Source organism: Xanthomarina sp., assembly GCF_035306705.1.
GTDB lineage: Bacteria > Bacteroidota > Bacteroidia > Flavobacteriales > Flavobacteriaceae > Xanthomarina.
The window spans coordinates 1-18996 of the sequence record NZ_DATGNO010000026.1 but is presented as its reverse complement, the minus strand read 5'-3'; the positions used below and the strand labels follow the sequence as shown (position 1 = coordinate 18996).

12 protein-coding genes are annotated in these 18996 nt (G+C 32.1%); 7 read left to right on the top strand and 5 right to left on the bottom strand.

Features of this window, described 5'->3' with window-relative positions; genetic code table 11:
- Nucleotides 1–46 precede the first annotated feature (46 nt).
- Nucleotides 47–3061 (top strand): beta strand repeat-containing protein, encoded by a 3015-nt coding sequence (locus VKY47_RS01990; RefSeq protein WP_324309938.1) that lies wholly within the window; start codon nucleotides 47–49, stop codon nucleotides 3059–3061.
- Nucleotides 3062–3118: 57 nt separating this feature from the next.
- The gene (locus VKY47_RS01985) at nucleotides 3119–4114 is read left to right on the top strand and encodes a T9SS type A sorting domain-containing protein (protein ID WP_324309936.1); all 996 of its coding nucleotides are present in this window, start codon (nucleotides 3119–3121) and stop codon (nucleotides 4112–4114) included.
- Between the two features lie 343 nt (nucleotides 4115–4457).
- Here VKY47_RS01985 and VKY47_RS01980 read toward each other — a convergent pair whose 3' ends face one another.
- From VKY47_RS01980 to VKY47_RS01960, 5 genes are all read right to left on the bottom strand, one after another.
- Nucleotides 4458–7709 (bottom strand): CHAT domain-containing protein, encoded by a 3252-nt coding sequence (locus VKY47_RS01980; RefSeq protein WP_324309934.1) that lies wholly within the window; start codon nucleotides 7707–7709, stop codon nucleotides 4458–4460.
- A 14-nt stretch (nucleotides 7710–7723) separates the two neighbouring features.
- Nucleotides 7724–8461 (bottom strand): tetratricopeptide repeat protein, encoded by a 738-nt coding sequence (locus tag VKY47_RS01975; protein ID WP_324309932.1) that lies wholly within the window; start codon nucleotides 8459–8461, stop codon nucleotides 7724–7726.
- 4 nt (nucleotides 8462–8465) lie between these two features.
- Nucleotides 8466–9035, bottom strand: coding sequence for an RNA polymerase sigma factor (locus VKY47_RS01970; protein ID WP_324309930.1), 570 nt, complete (start codon nucleotides 9033–9035; stop codon nucleotides 8466–8468).
- A gap of 103 nt (nucleotides 9036–9138) precedes the next feature.
- Nucleotides 9139–10296, bottom strand: a complete 1158-nt coding sequence (locus VKY47_RS01965; protein WP_324309928.1) for a hypothetical protein — start codon at nucleotides 10294–10296, stop codon at nucleotides 9139–9141.
- Between the two features lie 60 nt (nucleotides 10297–10356).
- On the bottom strand, nucleotides 10357–10815 hold the full coding sequence (locus VKY47_RS01960; protein WP_324309926.1) for a Na(+)-translocating NADH-quinone reductase subunit F: 459 nt from the start codon (nucleotides 10813–10815) through the stop codon (nucleotides 10357–10359).
- A 183-nt stretch (nucleotides 10816–10998) separates the two neighbouring features.
- Here VKY47_RS01960 and VKY47_RS01955 point away from each other — a divergent pair, with 183 nt between their 5' ends.
- The 5 genes from VKY47_RS01955 to VKY47_RS01935 form a co-directional block, all read left to right on the top strand.
- Complete coding sequence (locus tag VKY47_RS01955; RefSeq protein ID WP_324309925.1) at nucleotides 10999–11376, top strand: Na(+)-translocating NADH-quinone reductase subunit F; 378 nt, start codon at nucleotides 10999–11001, stop codon at nucleotides 11374–11376.
- A gap of 68 nt (nucleotides 11377–11444) precedes the next feature.
- Nucleotides 11445–12431 carry an FAD:protein FMN transferase gene (locus VKY47_RS01950; protein WP_324309923.1) on the top strand — a complete coding sequence of 329 codons (987 nt, stop codon included), beginning with the start codon at nucleotides 11445–11447 and terminating at the stop codon, nucleotides 12429–12431.
- A 398-nt stretch (nucleotides 12432–12829) separates the two neighbouring features.
- Entirely contained in the window at nucleotides 12830–15736 is a 2907-nt protein-coding gene (locus tag VKY47_RS01945; RefSeq protein WP_324309921.1) for a sensor histidine kinase, read from the top strand.
- Between the two features lie 19 nt (nucleotides 15737–15755).
- Entirely contained in the window at nucleotides 15756–16514 is a 759-nt protein-coding gene (locus tag VKY47_RS01940) for a LytR/AlgR family response regulator transcription factor (protein ID WP_324309919.1), read from the top strand.
- 114 nt (nucleotides 16515–16628) lie between these two features.
- Nucleotides 16629–18996, top strand: a 2368-nt coding sequence (locus VKY47_RS01935) for a LamG-like jellyroll fold domain-containing protein (protein ID WP_324309917.1), incomplete at its 3' end; no start/stop codon positions are given.

Below are 18996 nucleotides of genomic sequence, written 5' to 3'. Positions count from 1 at the left end.
TTCTGAATGGCATTTGACAGTAGTTTAACTCTTAAAACATAATCAAATGAAAAAAATTTTACTGATGTTATCACTGTTCTGTACTTTGTGTATAACAGTAAACGCACAAACCAACACTTGGATTGGTGCTGGAGCCAACGACAATTGGAATACTGTAGCCAATTGGAGTTTGAATGCTGTACCAACGGCAATTAACGATGTTGTTATTCCTACAGGGAGTACAGCTGTCCTTAATGTAACTGGAACTACTAAATCTATTAGTGTTCAAGGAAATGCTTTATTTACCATTAATAGCACACTAAATTTTACGGACGCTTCTTCTTTTGGTGCAAACACAACCATTATCTTTTCTGATGGAAGCATTAATGGGGGTAGTACTTTAACTAATAATGGAATAATAAATATTACTACAACAGGTTCTAAATACATTGATAACAACACTGTTTTAAATAACCTAGGAACCATTAATTTTACCGGCACAGGTACTTTGTTTATCAATAATGGAACTTTAAACAATCGAACTTCAGGGATTATCGATTTGCAAACAGCTGGCAACCTTATTAGTTATAATGGAGGGTCAAACCATATATTTAATAACTATGGGCTCCTTAAGCGCACATCGGCTACTGGTATAGCTACTATTCAATCAGAACTCCACAATGATGGAGGAACTATTAATGTTCAAGCAGGCGAATTAACATTAAATTTCGCATTGATAAAATTAACTGGGGGTATATATAATGTGAGTGCAAATTCTTCTTTAAACTGGGCAAACACTGTTACTTGCGAAGGAGTCTTGACAGGAAGTCTTAATGGACCAATAAATTGGGTAGGTAATGTTTCTATTCCAGTAGCAGCAACATTTAATTTTACTGGTAATACAGGTGTCCATTGGAATAATGGGGCATTGCAAGGTGGTGGAATACTTACTAATATGAATAAGATTACAATGCTAGAAACCAACTCCCGTTATATAAATGGAAATACGGTTTTAACAAATGAAGGTGTCATCAATTTTGAAAATACAGGTGTTCTTTTTGTTAATGAAGGCACTATTAATAATGAGATAAGTGGGCTTCTTAATCTAAAATCAGACGGTAATGATATATCTTATAATGGAGGTTCTACTCATATTTTAAACAATTATGGTTTGATAAAACGTTCTGTTACTTCAGGTACATCCAGTATTAACATTGTGTTGAATAACAATTCAGGAACTATTACTGTAGAAAGCGGAATTCTTAATTTTAGAGGACTTGCAAAAAATTTAACAGGAGGAACCTATAATGTAGCAAACAACAGTTCACTTCTTTGGAACACTCAAATTATTTGCTCAGAAACCTTAGATGGTGTTCTTGATGGTGAAATCTTATGGAATAACGAGATTAATGTACCCGATAATACAACTTCTACATTCAATTTCACTGGAACTACTGGAGTTAATTGGTCTAATGGGAATTTGAATGGCGGTGGAACTTTAATTAACCAAAGTGAAATTACTTTATTGACTACTAATAGCAAATACATAAATACTAATTCCGTTTTAACCAATAATGGAGATATCAATTTTGAGAGCAGTGGTGTTTTGTTTGTTAATAATGGTGCAATCAATAACGAAGCCACTGGAATCATCAATTTAAAAGCTGATGGGAATAATATATCATACAATGGAGGTTCTGTGCACGATTTGAATAATAGTGGATTAATAAAAAGTAACGTGCCAACAGGCACATCTACTATAAGTATCTATTTGCACAATAATGATGGTACCATTTTAGTAGAAAGTGGTAACCTTAACTTTATAAACTTAACCAAATATTTAAATAATGGGATATATAATGTTAATGCTGGAAGTAGCTTAAATTGGAATTCACAAATTATACTCACTGGTAATTTAACGGGTAATTTAGATGGACAATTGATATGGAATGCTGAAGTGAATGTACCCTCAGAAATTACTGCAAATTTTGATTTTACGGGAACAACAGGTGTCCATTGGGTAAATGGAAGCCTAGACGGAGCGGGGATTTTAGTTAATAAAAGTGAAATAACGTTGCTTAGCACCAGTAGTAAATACATAAATTCAAATACCATTTTAAATAATGAAGGGCTTATAAATTACGAAAGTTCTGGAGTTATGTTTATAAATAATGGAACCGTAAATAATCAGCCAACTGGAATTATGGACCTTAAAGCAGATGGGACAAGCATGGCCTATAATGGGGGATCCACACATATTTTGAATAATTTTGGTTTGTTAAAACGTACTACAACAACTGGCGCATCAAGCGTAGATATATTAGTGAACAATAACAATGGAACCATTAGTGTGGAAAGTGGTATTCTTAATTTTTCAGGATTAACAAAAAATCTATCTAATGGAACCTATAATGTTTTGAGTGGCAGTGTACTGCAATGGAATGCTCAAATAGTTTGTAATGGTACTTTGGAAGGTAATTTAAATGGAGAACTAATTTGGAACAATGAGGTTCAGGTACCAGTAAATACCAACGCTATATTTAATTTTATAGGACCAACAGGTGTCCATTGGAAGAATGGCAATTTAAAAGGAGGAGGTACTTTAACTAATGAAGGAAAAATAACTTTACTAACCACAGCAAGTAAATATATTCAAGACAACTCCGTTCTCAATAATAATGGTCAGATTAATTACGAAAGCACAGGAGTCTTATTTGTTAATGACGGGATTGTTAACAATCAAGCTTTAGGAGTTATAGATTTAAAATCTGATGGTAATTTTCTTTCATACAATGGTGGATCATCTCATGTTTTTAATAATATTGGTCTGTTAACTAAATCAGAAGGAACAGCTACCACCTCAATTACAGCTGTTAGTACGAATTCGGGAATTATAGATATCCTGTCTGGAGAGCTCGAGTTTTCCGATAATTTTAATTTTACAAATAGTATTGATGGTGTGGTTAAAGGAATTGGGACCATAGATCTTCCTACTGCTACTAATTTCACCAACAATGGAACTTTTGCACCAGGAGGTTCTCCAGGGGTTTTAAATGTTTTAGGAACCTATAAATCATCCTAAACTTCCGTTCTAGATGTAGAACTAAATGGATTAGTTCAAGGCCAAGAATATGATTTTATGAATGTTACCGGAACCAATGCTGTTTTTGAAGGACAGGTAAATATTGCTTTAGGTTTTGATGCCAATGTAGGAGATAGTTTTACCATTGCAACGGTTAGTGGAATCATTGCTACTAAAAACCTTACAAGCCCTGTTTATGGAGATTATGGCTGTAAGCATTATACTTTCAATGTTACCTACCCTACTGATAAAAATGTGATGTTAACTATTTCTGGGAAAGCAGATATTATAGCACCTGATGTTATTACTCAAAATGTTACTGTTCAATTAAATGCTTCTGGAAATGCTTCTATTACTGCAAGTCAGATAAATAATGGATCAACAGACAACTGTACATTACCAGCAAATTTAACTCTAGCTTTAAATGTAACAAATTTTACCTGTGCAAATCTAGGGGACAATACAGTTACTCTAACAGTTATGGACGAAGCAGGAAATTCTGCAAGCGCTAATACTACAATAACTGTTGAAGACCTAATTGATCCTGTTATTTCAACATGTCCAGGAAATATTACAGTTGTTGGCGATAGTGAAACAGGGTATACCATTCCTGATTATTTTGGGTCAGGCGAGGTTACTGCCTCAGATAATTGCTCTGTTAGTACTGTGGTTCAGGTTCCTGCTCCAGGTGCAGTTGTAGTTACTGGAACTACTAGTGTTATGGTTACAGTATCTGATTCTTCAGGAAACTCGGCAGTATGTTCATTTGATGTAGAGGTTACTTTAAGTATCGATTCTTATGAATTAACCGATGCTAGCATTTTAATGTATCCAAATCCTGCAAATCAAAACGTCACATTAAAAAACAATGGCAATCAGCAATTAAAATCAGCTATTATTATAGATGTTAAAGGAAGCGTAATTCAAGAAATTAATTTGGAGGATATGGGAATTAGTAAAACCATTTCTATCCAAGATTATGCTAGTGGTGTTTACTTTGTGAAGATTTACTCCGAATTTTCCAACTTGGTAAAACGACTAATAAAACAATAAATAATTGATCTACAACTTAATTAGTTCAACAAAAAGGTTATCGATTAGTAATTGATAACCTTTTTTACGTTTTAAATAGAAACAGAATGGACTTTGTGAAAATAAAAATAAAATAATATGCTCACATTCTCAAAGTTATACGATTATCAAGTACTATTAGTTTTGGTAGGGAGCCTAAATTAGTATAGTTTTTAGTGAAAAGGTTAACAGGATACTGATAACCTTTTCTTTTTTGCTCACATTTTGTAAATCTAACGATGTGTATGTAGCTATTAATCTTGGAGAGGGATTGCTTATTTTTTTAGTAGTCCACAAAAGGCTGTTAATTTTTATTGACAGCCTTTTATTGTTTTTTAGTCTGTTTTCTTAACATATAAACAAGAATAAATAACACTACAAAGCCTAGAATCCAATATATAATATTAGATGAAGTAGCCATCTCAATAGGAGTTGTGTCGCCAATAATAACCAAGCCGGCCCAATATTGTGGATTCAAGGTTCGGCCTTTTGCTGTTTTAAGATAAGCTAATTTAGCTTGTTGTAAAGCTTCATCTTTATCCATGCCTTTTTTAATATTAATATAAAAATGAGCAATGATTTCTGCACTCGATTGCTCATCCACTTTCCAAAGACTGGTTAAAATACTCTCGCTTCCCGCATAATTAAAAGCGTGTGCTAAAGATATCATTCCTTCTCCAGCTTGGTAGGTAGGTTTACCTGTTTCGCAAGCAGTTAAAATAGCTAGATTAGAAGACAGATTGATATTGTAGATTTCGTAAGTATATAAATAACCATCGTCGTTTACGTCTGTACTATCTGTAGATTTCGCAAATACCAATCGCGATAATTCTGGAGACAGGTTGTTGGATTCGGCATGAGTGCCAATATGAATAATTTTATGTTCTTTGGCACTATTTTTAAAAATTCTCTCTGTTGATTTTTCATTTAAAAAAGATTCACCCTTAAAAAGCTTAGAAGATTTTTTAGCTAGATCTTTTGTGAATGGTTGTGGCAAAAGGGTTAAATAAGCTTTGTCAATTTCTAAAGAATCTTCAATTTTTAGTCGGTAATCTTGTTTCATTTTATCGTTAAACTCTGGTACAAAAGCGATAAAATTATCTTTATAACCTATAACGTTATTAACCTTGTCGATTAAGAATAAACTGTAATTATATGAAATAATATATTTTGAAAGGAGACTATTTGTACTAAGTTCTTCAAAAGAAACCAATGGTTTATCTGTTAACATTTCAAAACTTAAATTAAACAATTCGCCATCCGGAATTATTAGGACCTTTTTTGTTTTAATGAAAGTTTCTAAGGGTTGCCAAAGAGAAGTGTATAGATTATTGAGATGTACGCTAGTTGTTTTAACATCCAATAGCGTTTCTGTTAAATTCTGGATATGGAATTTTACATTGGTATAATCCAATTTGAAAAGATGTTTTTCTGTTTCATTTAAAACCACGGCATATAAATTATTGCCTCTAAATAAATAACGAATAACTGTTGTGTTTTTGGGAATATTTTTTTGAATATGGTCTAAAGGCTCCTCAATAGATGCATAGCGCATTTTGTAATATTTGGGATAGTTGGTTTTTAAAGAATCTAAAAACGAATTCCAATTCTCATTGGCATTAAAAAAAGCTTCAAAACTTCCGTCGTTTGTATTTTCGTTGGAAACATTCAACTTGTTTTTTAGAGCGGTTTCTCGAGTAATTACCTCCTTTGGAATATCGGCAAAAGCTAAATTGTTCTTTAGGTTTAACCGAGATCTAATGCGATTGTATAAACTAGATTCGTGAATGGTTAAAAAGTTGGTAAGATATGCGTCGTTATTTGTTAGCTGGTACAAATCTAATTGAAGTTGTTTTGAAAAGTCAAAAAGCTCATTGTTTTCGGTAATGAGCAAGCTTAAGTCGTCGTAAGATTTTATAATTTCCTTTCTCCTGCTTAAAATAGAAACACCAATTTCCATTTGATCTAATAATTCGGTCAAAAAGTCCTCCGATTTTTCATTTTGAAGATGATATTTTGATTTCGCATTAATCAATAGAGCTTTAGGTTGTCTATATTGAATTTGAATAGAATCCGTGAAATTTGTTGATCTTAGATTTTTATCATTCAATAGATTTAAAGCTTCATTGCTGTAAATAATGGCCTGATTATAATCTTTTAATTTATAATGGACTTCGGCTAAATTTAAAATATGATGAAAACCTTGTATCGTGTTTTTGAAATCGCTTGTTTTTACAAAATAATAACTTTCTTCAGCCATAGAGATAGCTTTTTGAGCCTTATTTATTTTCGCATAAAACTGCGACATATCTATCATCTCATCTAGTAAATCTCGGCTATATTCATTTTTGCCCAATGATATTCTGTACAAAGAATCTGCAGCTCTATAATGTTTTTCGGCACTTTCATAGTCATTTAGCTCGTTGCTAATTTCAGCTTTGGTTGATAAGGCGCTTGCATGCCAATAAAACTGTGTGCTTTTACTTGTGTTAATTCTTTCTATAGCCTGATCTATAAATTTTTTAGCACCTTCAAAATCGCGTAAGCCTATTTTTGCTTGAGCTAAAATAATTTGCGAAATAGTAATATTAAAATCTTCTAATGCGAGTGTTTTTAGTTTTTTGTTGTAGGAATAGCTAATCAATTCGTCGGCTCTTTCAAATTCTCCAATGGAGTGATAAAAGGAGCCTAAATTATCTATAGCAGCTAATTGATGTCTTGCTGCTCGCAGTTTTCCAGATTCATCTGTTGAAATATCTATAAATTTCTGAAAACTGCTAATCACTTCTTTCGAAGCTTCAATGGCATCGTCTGCATGACCAAGCGAATGATTTAAAACAGCAATATTCATTTTTACCATAGCTGGACGATAATATGAGTTCATGGGATTCTTTTCTACGCTATCCAACATTTTATAGGCTTTGTTAAAATAGTAAAGACTACTATCTAATTTCACCGAATACCACATCATTCCACCTAAGGAGTTGTATGTTTTTTGTAAGGACTCAAAATCTTTATCTACTACTTTTTCCATCATTTTAATGGAAATAGCATATTGCTTTTTTGCCAGTGCCATATCTCCAAGATTAGATGCTAAGTAGCCTAGATTATGATAAATGACACTTATCTTGGCTTTCTTGTGGTCTTTGATTTTTTCGGCAGTTTTTAAAGCTTTCTCGACCGTTTTATATGCTCTTTCAGTATAGCCAGCATCGTCGTAAATCCAAGCTAATTCCAGCAAAACTTCTTTGTCAATATACAGACTGTTGTATTGTTTTAATTCTTCGCCAAAAACTTCGGCACGTTTTATGGCTAAGTCTTGATTGCCATTGGCCAATTTAAAACTCCCTACTAGAGCTACATATTTTAATAAACTGTCTGTTTCTTTTTTTACACGGTAAACATCCAACTGTTTTTCTAGTTCTGTTTTGGCTTGTTGTAAGTTGTCTTCGTCTAATAACTTTTTAATATATGCGATGCCATTAACAGAATCATTTTGTGAATTAATGATTTGTGAATTGAGTATAAATAGAAAAATAAACATGGTAAAAACCATGTTTTTTAAAATTATTCCCATAGAAATCGAGTTCGTTAATCCTCTAACTCAGAAAGTATGTCTTTGCTATTATCCATTGTACTAAATTTAAGATTTTTTTTAGCAAGTTCTATATTCTCAGCTTTTAAATAGGCCAGTCCCAAATAATAAAAGGCTTCGTTTTTAAAGATACTTTTTTCATTTTGACTAACTAATAGTAAATATGGAATGGCCTGATTTTCGTCTCCCTTCGCTAAATAAGCCGAACCGATAAAGTAATTTAGTGTATCGTTTTCTGGTTTATTTTTAAGAAGTGACTCCCATTTAGAGAGGGCCAACATATAATCTTTTCTTTTATAATTTACCATAGCATCGTAAAACGTAAAATCGTCCGTAGTACTCATGGTAGTTGGTAATCCAGGATCTGGAGTGTAAAATTTACTATAAAGATTTGTGTTGGAGCTTTCACTAAAATACCAAAAACTTCCTGCCGCGATTAGTATGGCGGCTGCAGCAACTAATTTGGTAAAATTCAGGTATTTAAGCTTTGAAGGTTCTTTACTTGGAATGTCCGTTTCAGGAAGTTCGTTATGGAACTCTTCCAGTTTTTCTTTTAAAGCTTGTGTTTCAATGCCTAAAAGTATGGTTTCTATATCTTCTACTTGCTTTTTGAAATCTAAATTTGATTCAAGTTTTTTTTCAAAAGCGGCAGACTCTTCAAGCGTCATGGTTTTGTTTATATAACGCTCAATATGTTCCAATGCTTCTTGGCTTATGTTGTAATCTGGTTTCATGCTATTAATTGTCTTTCAGGGCTAATTCTCTTAATTTTTGCATGCATCTGTATTTTTTGTTTCTAGTGGATGCCGCATCTAATTGCATTTCTTCTGCAATGGTATTCATGGATTTTTTTTCAAAATAAAACTTGGTCAATAAATTTTTACAAGGCAAGCCTAAGTTTTTAAATGCTTGCATGACATCTTGTAATCGGTTTTCTTTTAAAATGTCATCATGTTTATCCTGAAGATCTTTATCGGAAATCTCAAAATGGTTTAGTTTAGAAGTAACCACTGTTTTTTTATGGTGTTTTGAGCGTAAATAATCCATCCATTTATTTTTAGAAATGGTATATAAATAGCCATTTAAGGTATGATTGTTTTGTGGCGTGTACTTATTGGCTTTTACGTTTTTCCAAACGGCAATAAAAGCTTCCTGAAAAATATCCTTTGCATGATCCTTTGTGCCATTATTTTTTAAAATAAAAGCTTCAATTTTAGGGAAATTGCTGTGGTATAAAGTTTTTAAAACACCTTCATCATTAATTTTTATGAGCTCAATAATTTGAGTGTTATCTGTGTCTGTCTTCAAGTGATTTTTCAATTTTCTGCATCTTAATCTAAAGATAATAGAATATTGTAATAATTCACATCATTTTTGACGAAGTGTATTTTATTAAGATAAACTGAGAATTTTAGTAACCGTTATCTGTTTCTTCAAGTTGTTGCCAGTTATAATTGTTGGTTGTAGAATTAGTATTTGGGTTGTACAAAGAGTTGTCTGTAGCAATATATTCGTTGTTGTTATTCATCCAAACGTTGTTTTCGTAACCGTCAATTTTATAAATGTTACCGCTTTGGTCTGTCATGTTTCTTCTTTCATAAATACCATCTATATACTTAGAATGACTGGCATCGGAGGATGCTTGCCCAGATCTCCAGGCATTGTATTGGTTGTCCAAAGCTTGACTGCTAGCTCTTCCAGCAGCTCGGCTTCGTTCTCCTTGCGCTTGGATATTTGCCATTCGTCCTTGGTGTGCAGCATTACTTTGCTGCGCTGCTTGGGCATAATATTGATTATGTGCCTGAACCCATTGTGGATTTATTTCAAAGTTAACCAACGAATTAATATAAGCATTTTTGGCATTGTCATATTCAGCTTTTGGAGCCAACATGCTGTTTAAGGTATAACCCCAATCCAAACCACCAATACTTGTATATTGTGCAATATAGTATCTTACAATAACCATCATCAACTTCCCATCTGGACTTTCCCATTCGGTAACCACGCAATCATTTTGTCTTTGTTCTGGAGTGGATTTAAATAAATAACTATTAAACCTGTTGTCAAATTGCGCTAACTGAGGTAAAGGAAACTGATTTCGAAACTGTAATCCCTGAGCTTCAACTAAAGGCTTTAATTCTTCATCAATTAAACGTTGTACACTTTTTACAGGTTTAACTTGGCTTCCAGTTTGTAAGGTGTATTGATTTCTTTCTGCACTATTCGAATAGAAAAATGAGTTGGAAACTTCACCATAGACTTGTACACCATTTGAACTTTCAAAATAAATATTTTCTGAATTTTGTTCCTTTTTATTCCAAGAGCTGGGAATTGGCATGGCTCCAACTGGTATACCAAACTGTTGGTTCATGACATAATAAGGTTTTATTTTTTGACCAGAAGAGTTTTTTGCTTCTGAATTTCCCTGTACAGGAATATTTCCCTGATTTTCTATATTGTTTTCAGGGTCACTACCGTATTCTGAAAATTCGGTTTGTTCTTTTTTATCGCCACAAGAATTTAAAAAAAGTAGGGCTAAAATAACGTAAAAGGAGAAAAAGCGTTTCATGATGTCTATTTTATATAAACACATCGAAATACTTTTCAAATGTCATCAATTTAAAGTCGCTTAAATAACATTTAAATTTTCTATGACTTTGGGTTTAATTTCATATTGAAACAATTCCGAACAATCCATAACATCTGGAAGTTCATCTAGCCGACATAAAAATTTAACTACGGCTGAAAGTCCTAAAAACAGAACATCCTTATCTGTCGAGTTTTTAGGTCTCTTGTTTTTATAATGAAGAGGAAGTTGATAGCCACAAGCTTTTAAAAACTGGGCTTCAATTTGAAGTAATTCTATAGGCGAATATCCGTTAAATTTTCTTCCAAAATTCTGATTGACCAAACCCACATAATTCAAGTTTAAAGAACCATGCTGGTCAGACAGATGTTTCCAAGAATCGTTGTTATCCAAGATATTTCCAACAGCACATTGCTTGCAACATTCTGGATGTAAGCTGTTATTTTGAAAAGCTGTGTATAGTTTTTCAATGGCTAAGTCTAATCTTTTTGTCGATTTCATAGTATTAGCTTTAAATTTTGAGACTATAAGATACTAATTTTGATGGTTTTAAATGATATGTTTATTACACTTTAACATTGAAGCGCAATAATTGCAAACCACTTTTTGATTATGAATTCGAATTTATAGTTAAACAATTTTTAAATTTTATTGGAACAAATTTATAAATAGTAATTTTGTACTATGAAAAAAGCACTTTCAGAACAAGAATTACATTATCTGGCCATGAATCTCGTTGGAAAAGAACTTGAAGAACGTGGTTTCGAGTTTATAGCTGTTAATAGTAAATTAAAAAAGCATCCACAGTTTGTGTGCATGGATAAGACCAAACAATATTTCTTTGTTATTGTTCGCGCAGTCATTCTTCCAGAAAATCCCAATAATTATGATGTTATTTGGATGGAATCCTTTAAAAAACACGCTATAGAAAAAGATGCTAAAGTATTGTATGCAGGAGTTGGACTGGGAAATCCAGATGGTGAAGATTTACCTATATATTTAAACGAAGAATACTTGATTGAATATAATGGCATTCAAGTATTAGAGACGAACTTGAACTAAAACAACTTTACGAGTCTGGACAGAGCTCAGTTGAAGTTTCGCAATCTCATTAAACCCTCAAATTTTATATGAAAATGAAAAAATTGGCTATTCTATTTTTAATTGTAGCATTCGTTGTTTCTTGTAAACAAGAACCAAAAAACAGCCAATTGTCTGGAGAAGTTTTCGGCACGAGTTATTCGGTTATTTACGATTCTGAAGTAAATTATCAGAAACAGTTCGATAGTTTATTTCATATTATTAATAAATCCATGTCCACCTATCAGGCAGATTCCGATATTTCAAGATTAAACAAAAACCAATCAAATGTTATCGACGATCATTTTGCACATGTATTCGACGCTTCCAAAGAGATTTATAAGCTAACAGAAGGTGTTTTCGACCCAAGTATTGGAGCCATTGTAAATGCATGGGACTTTGGTCCAGAAGGTTCCATTGAAGGCTTAGATAGCTTAAAAATTGACAGCCTCATGCTTAGCGTCGGACTCGATAAAGTAACCCGACATAATCTAACTATCGAAAAGCAAAATCCGAATACCTTTATCGATTTTAATGCCATCGCCAAAGGTTATGGCGTAGATGTTATTGGCTGGTTTTTAGAAAGCAAAAACATTGCTAATTATTTAGTTGAAATTGGTGGTGAAATTCGCGCCAAAGGAAGAAATATAGAAAAGCAAGCCGATTGGAAAGTAGGCGTAGAGCAACCGCATTTTGATGGCGAACAATCCATTTTAAGAGCCATCTCACTTCACGACGAATCTATGGCGACTTCAGGAACGTATAGAAAATATAAAGTAGATGAAAACGGTAATAAATATTCTCATATTATCGACACTAAAACAGGATATCCTAGTAAAACAAACTTGTTAAGTATTTCTGTAATTACAGAAGATTGTATGATAGCCGATGCGTATGCTACAGCATTTAAGGCCATGGGTGTAGATGGTGTAAGGGAATTTTTAAAAACACATCCTGAATTAAAAGTCTTTCTGATTTTTGAGAATGATAATCAAGAATTAGAAACGATGTCTTTAAATGGCTTTCCTGAGAACTAAATTTCTGCGCAGTTAGGAAACCTTTAGTTTTAGCAATGCTAATCTCTATTGAAGTATCTAAGGGTCATAATCTCAAGTATGGTAATCTAGCAGTAAGGTTTTTCAACCGTTTTTGTTAAATCACCTGATTTTTCAAATCAATAATATACCCGCCGTTTAGCGCTGTGTGATATCGGCGAATTTCTGTGAAATATTTTTAGGCTGCTAATCAGCTTTTTTTGTAAAAGAGTAGTCTATTTATGGCTTCTCTTTTTTTTATACTTCAGAATAAACTATTTCAGAAAAAACAAAGCACTTTTCAGAAAATTAGATGTCCAATTATAATTCTGAAATCATAAATTCACATATTAATAACTTTCAATTTGATAAAAGGGCTCCTTCTAAATATATTACTTTTTGTGACTCTTGTTTTACAAGGGCAAGAACCCGTATCTATTCATTTAACAGAAAAAGACGGTTTGCCAGATATAGAGTTTTATGATATTCTGGAGGACAGTAAAGGTTTTGTTTGGTTAGCGGCGGACAAAGGTTTGTATCGTTATAACGGTAGTACCTATAAAAACTACACTAATAAAGACAAAAGAGCACTTTCAGTTTTCGAACTTCAAGAAGATGACAAAGGGCGTTTATGGTGTACCAATATCTCTGGTCAGTTTTTTTATGTAGAAAACGATAAACTAATCACATTTATAGACCTTGAAGCGGAGCTTAATGCACAGCTGTCTAACTTTATTGTAACAAAAGATTACTTATTGGTCTTTGGTTTTAAATCTTCATATAAAGTAAATTTAGAAACTAAAGAAATAAGTTTACTAGATAACGAAGCGTCTTGTATAGGAAGACCAATGTTTTATAATGGGAAACTAGTTTATATTACAAATAATGGAATACTATGTAGGGATCAAAATTTTAGTGTGGTACATGAAATTCCATTTTTGTTTTCAAAACAAGAAAAAATTATTACTTCAGGATTAAAAAACAAGCCAACCATGTTTTTTAATAATAAAACTAGTTTTATTTTCTCTTATTTTAATGGAAAAAACAAGTTTCACAAATTTAATTTTGAAACTAACACAATTAAACCTGTTAAAACACCGGAAAAATTAAACACAAAAGTAATACTGGGTGTTTTTAATAATAACGAGGACCTTTGGTTTTTAACACGTTTTGGAATTTATGTTTTCGCTTATGAAAACGATGAATTTATTTATAAAAAAACACTTTTTAAAAATGAATTTATTACAAAAGTAATTGTAGATAAAAATAAAAATTATTGGTTAACAACTATTGGTAATGGTGTTTTTTTAATTCCAAATATTAATGTTTTAGAGTGGGAAATAGATAAACTTAATGCCATTACTTGTATTGCAAAAATAAATAACGATTCCATTTTATTTGGAACAGTTAAAGGTGAGGTTGGTGTTTATAACTTGAAAGAAGGCACTTACTCTATAAGCACAATTAGTAAAGATGAAGCTGTTTCTGCCATAGTTTATAATGTAAACACCAATAAGGCTTATGTAGGTTTGGATTTAGGTATTTGTATTATTTCTTTAGATGATTTTTCTTTTGAACAAGAGCTTATTTATGGCGCTATAAAGAGTTTTTCAGAGGTTGATAATAATACAAATTTGTACGCATCATATAGTAATGCAGGGTTTTTAGAGCAAAGGACGATAAATAAGTTTCCTGAAAAGTTGCGTTTTAAACGTGCTTATACTACACATTATAGCAAGCGTTATAAAACTGCTTTTGTTGGCTATTCAGATCAATTAATAGCTTATGATTCCGATTTTAAAGAATCGGCTGTTCTAAATGATGGCAGCTCTATTTTTGCTTTATCTATAACAGAAACCGAAAATGGAATGATTTGGGTTTCTACATTTAACAACGGTATTTTTGGTATAAAAAATAATGCTGTGGTTGTAAATTACACTACTAAAAACGGATTGTTATCTAACGAAACAGGTCAAATAAAAGCAGATGGTAACAACTTATGGATAACTACAGATAGAGGAATCCAACAGCTAAATGTTGAAACGCAAGAATTTAAAACATTGACAAAAGAGGATGGTATTCCTTCTTATAAAATTAATGGTATTGAAATCTTAAAAAATACCATTGTGTTTTCGTCTAACAAAGGTATTTTTAGTGTTGATAAGTTAAAAGCGTTTAAAAAAACGGCTATTCCCGAAGTCTATTTTACAAAAGTAGAAATTGATAAAAATGATACTACTATCAAGGCAGCTTACAATTTGCCATATTATAAAAATGACATAAAAATAGGTTTCAACGCTAATGGTTATAAGTCTAGAAAACATAACACATACCAGTATAGATTAGTAAGTGAAGGCGCAGAAAAAACAGATTGGGAAGTTGCAAATGCTTCTGAAAATACCGTGCCATATTATAGTTTAAAACCGGGTGATTATACGTTTGAAGTCAAACCATTTTTAGCTAATAATGATGAAACTTTATCTACAAACTCTATAAAGATTACCATAAATAAACCGTTTTGGGAAACCTGGTGGTTTTACGGACTACTATTAATAGGAATAGGCGTTTTATTGTATTGGTACTTTACAAAAAAAATAAAAAATTTGGAGGCTAATCAAAAACTCCAACTGGAAAAGGAAATTGTAAATAAGCAATTGGTTTTGTCGCAATTAGAGAATTTACGTTCACAAATGAATCCGCATTTTATTTTCAATGCTCTAAACTCTATTCAAGAATATATAGTGCTAAATGAAAAGGAATTGGCAAGTACATTTTTAGTGAAATTTTCTCGTCTTATTCGTATTTATTTAGAGCATAGCCGGAAAGATAATATTACGTTGAGAGAAGAAATAAAAGCACTAAATTTATATTTAGAATTAGAAAAAAATAGGTTCGAAGAGGCCTTAGACTATAAAATAGAGGTGGATAAAAATAGTGCTATATCTCAAATTAAAATTCCCTCATTATTTATTCAACCTTATGTAGAAAATGCTTTAAAACATGGCTTACTTCATAAAAAAACAAATAGAAAACTTTTAATTGCCTTCAAATTAAATACAGAATATAACTTACTAACCTGTGTTATTGAAGATAATGGCGTAGGTATAGAAGCTTCAAAAGAAATAAATAAAAATAGAGCATTTCATACGCCATTTGCAACTTCAGCTAACTTAAAACGCGTGGCGCTTTTAAATATAAATAGAACTCAAAAAATACATGTAACAGTCTTTGACTTAAGTAATAGTACAAGCAAATCAGGAACTAGAATAACAATAACAATTCCTATTCCTATTCAAGGTATAGAATAATCAGCAAATCAATTAAAAAATGAAAGCCTTAATTATAGATGACGAAAACAAAGCTAGACGTTTATTGCAACGCTTGCTAGAAGAAGAATGTAAAGAAATAGATGCTATTTTTCAAGCATCAGACTTATTGGAAGGTATTGCAATAATTGAAAAAGAACAGCCAGATATTGTGTATTTAGATATTGAAATGCCAAAATATTCTGGACTTCAAATTTTAGAGTTTTTTGAGGGTAAACCTGTCAGTTTTCAAATTATTTTTACAACAGCTTATAGTAATTATGCCATAGAAGCTTTTAAATTATCTGCTATAGATTACTTAATGAAGCCTATAGATGTTCAAGAACTAAAACAGGCTACAACCAAAGCCATAGAAGTGGCAAAAGCGTATACAATTAACCATAAACTCGAAGATCTTAAAAAGGCATTTAGTCAGTTGGCACTAAATAAATTAGTGGTAGAAGTTCCTAATGGTATGCTGTTTATTTCTTTTGAAGATGTTATTTTATTTGAAGCAGATGGTATGTACACAACTATATACCTTAAAGATAAAACCACAGAGCTTATTTGTAAACCCTTAAAACATTTTGTGGAGCAATTACACAATCAATCGTATTTTTATAAACCACATCGTTCTTATTTAATAAATTTAAAGCATATAAAAGCCTTTTCTAATAAAGATGGCTACCATCTTATTATGCAAAATAATAAGACGGTTCCAGTTTCAAAAACTAAAAAAGAGGAGTTTGAAACCATTATTAAACAAGTTTTTAATAATTAAGATGCGGAGTTCTTTCCATTCAGAAAAAGAGAGGGCCTTTTCAGAAAGAAGTTCGAAATTAGAGCAACTTTGAGTCGCATATTTGTTTTCATAACCCATAAATCTATTTATATTATGAAAACAAAAATACTTTTAATACTACTTTTAGTAAGTAGTTTCGCTTTTGCCCAAATTCCATTCAATGGTTTACAAGCCATGTATGAGTTTACTGGTGGTGCATTAACAGATGATGCCAATGGGAATAACTTTACACAAACAGGAACAGCATTAACCACGGAAAACGATCGGTTATTAAATGCAAACAATGCCATTAGTTTAAATGGCGATTATTTAACAAGAAGTGATATAGATTTTGGAGGTACAACCACTAATTTTGATCTAACATGGTCTTTTTGGGTGAAAACTACAACGAATACAGCAGATAGAAAAACTATTATAGACGATAGCTCAAGAAATACGATACCACATTTTGATTCTGACGATGTTGGTTATTACATATTTTTAAAGGATGGAAAAATAGCTTTTGAAAGTAGATATTACGAGAAATTTTTTAATTCTCCAGTTCAACCGGCTAGTTATGGACATGAATTTCCTGCTGTTATTGCCGATGGAAATTGGCATCATATTGTAATTTTATTTAATCCTGTCGTTATCACTGGAAATCAATATATAAGATCAAAAATTTATGTAGATGGTGTTGAAAATGCTAAAAATATAAATGGTCGGCCTATTTTTACGTCTCCAAATGCCAATGGGAATATTACGATAGGTAACAGTCGTTATAATCATTTACCAGCAATAAATAAATACACAGATAGTATTGATGACATTTATGCGTATAATCGTGAACTTTCGCAAACAGAAATAGAGCAATTAATTGGAAACTATTGTTTTGCACCAAATAGTAATTTAATTAGTGCTACTAACATAACGCAAACTAGCGCAGATATTAATATGACTGGAAGTGGCACTTATGATTTAGCATATCATAAAGCTTCCGAACCTTTTTCATCTGCGGTAATATTACCAAATGTATCGGCCACAACTAACCTATCCGGTTTAGACGTTTTTACAGAGTATCTTGTTTATTTAAGAGAACAATGTGTAATTCCTACAGCTTGGTCTAGCAGTGTTTTATTTAAAACAGAAAGACCCTTAGGAAGAGTTTATGTAAATGCAGCGGCAATAGGAACTAATAATGGGTTAGATTGGGCAAACGCTTATAACTCATTAACAAATGCTCTAGCTTTAGTGCAACCAAATGAAGAAATATGGGTAGCACAAGGAACATACAAACCAGATGCTACAAATAGGACTATTACTTTTATAATACCACAAAATGGTGTAAAACTTTATGGCGGTTTTAATGGGACAGAAACAAATTTAACCGACAGAGATTTTAGAAATAATACCACTATTTTGTCAGGAGATTTATTGGGTAATGACAACAGTGTTTTAGAATTTGTTAATGCAACAAGAAATGACAACGCTTACAATGTAATAACGGTTGTTGGAAATAATACAACTATCGATGGTTTTACAATTTCAGACGCTCATGCTAATGGTGCAACGCAAAAATCGGGAGGCGCTATTTTTAAAAGTTTTACGGTAGCCAATCTTGATATATACAATTGCATCATTAAAAACAATGTGGCATGGGAAGCAGCCGCTGGTGTTTTTGCACGATACGAAGCTAATGGTACATTAAAAGTACATCAAACTATTTTTGAAAATAACTTAGCAAATCATGGATCTGCTATATACAGTTATACAGGTGTTAATTTTACTGCCAATTTTGAAGTGGTTAATTCATTGTTTCATGGTAATGTGGCTAAAGATAATGGAGCAGCTAAAGGTTATGCAGGAAGTGCAGGATGGTTTAGAGCTGTAGAAAGTGGTTCTACAATGAATTGTAAATTAATAAATAACACCTACTCTGGAAACCAAGATTTAGGAACTGCCACTGGCCTAAATAATTTTTCAAGAGCTACCGTTGGTTTTGCATATTCAAATGGAGCATTTGTTGGAGAAGTTTCTAATTGTGTTTTTTGGGGAAACACAGCTGCAGGAGGTGCTACTGCTAAATCTATAACTGGAATTATTACTAATTTAGGACAAAATATTATGGTTAATAATAGCATTGGTCAAGATGGTTTTTCTTCAATTCCAGCTGGTAGTTTAACAAACACAATGAATGCAAATCCAATGTTTATAGATGCTTCAAACAAAGATTTTACTTTAAATTCAGGTTCTCCTGCCATAGATTCTGGCAATAACGCTAAAGTTTTAGCAGGAATGACTACAGATTTGTTAGGATACGATAGAATTTTTAATAATACCGTAGATATGGGTCCTTACGAGTATGGTGCTACTTTAGGTATGGATAATTTCGAAATGGGTAAAAGCGACATAAAACTTTATCCAAATCCAGCACATTCTATTTTAAATATTAAATCGAATTCAGTTGTAAAACAGGTAAGTG

Coding starts and splice junctions, on each gene's coding strand:
- VKY47_RS01990 (WP_324309938.1), top strand. CDS start 47: ATGAAAAAAATTTTACTGATGTTATCACTGTTCTGTACTTTGTGTATA.
- VKY47_RS01980 (WP_324309934.1), bottom strand. CDS start 7,709: ATGGGAATAATTTTAAAAAACATGGTTTTTACCATGTTTATTTTTCTA.
- VKY47_RS01985 (WP_324309936.1), top strand. CDS start 3,119: ATGAATGTTACCGGAACCAATGCTGTTTTTGAAGGACAGGTAAATATT.
- VKY47_RS01950 (WP_324309923.1), top strand. CDS start 11,445: ATGAAAATGAAAAAATTGGCTATTCTATTTTTAATTGTAGCATTCGTT.
- VKY47_RS01955 (WP_324309925.1), top strand. CDS start 10,999: ATGAAAAAAGCACTTTCAGAACAAGAATTACATTATCTGGCCATGAAT.
- VKY47_RS01940 (WP_324309919.1), top strand. CDS start 15,756: ATGAAAGCCTTAATTATAGATGACGAAAACAAAGCTAGACGTTTATTG.
- VKY47_RS01965 (WP_324309928.1), bottom strand. CDS start 10,296: ATGAAACGCTTTTTCTCCTTTTACGTTATTTTAGCCCTACTTTTTTTA.
- VKY47_RS01975 (WP_324309932.1), bottom strand. CDS start 8,461: ATGAAACCAGATTACAACATAAGCCAAGAAGCATTGGAACATATTGAG.
- VKY47_RS01960 (WP_324309926.1), bottom strand. CDS start 10,815: ATGAAATCGACAAAAAGATTAGACTTAGCCATTGAAAAACTATACACA.